General features: G+C 41.0%; 1 protein-coding gene. It reads left to right on the forward strand.

Going from position 1 to position 229, the window contains the following annotated elements; genetic code table 11:
* Positions 1–68: 68 nt before the first annotated feature.
* On the forward strand, positions 69–229 hold a 161-nt coding region (locus tag HMPREF3179_RS06685; protein WP_141743453.1), incomplete at its 3' end, for a transposase.

The raw sequence follows: 229 nt of genomic DNA on the forward strand, positions 1-229 counted from the left end.
CCCCTAAATTAACACAGCTCAAATGTAGAATTTTTCTTTACAATTAATTTATATTTAGGAGTTTTACTATGAGCAAACGTAAGAGTGAAGAACAGATTATCATCTTGTTAAAGCGTGCAGAAGCGGGTGAGCCGATCGCTGACCTCTGTCGTCAAGAAGGTATTGGCGTTTCCACCTTCTACAAGTGGCGTTCCAAATATGATGGCCTCGAAGCCTCAGAATTGAAGCG

This window comes from Oligella sp. HMSC09E12, assembly GCF_001808505.1.
GTDB lineage: Bacteria > Pseudomonadota > Gammaproteobacteria > Burkholderiales > Burkholderiaceae_B > Oligella > Oligella urethralis.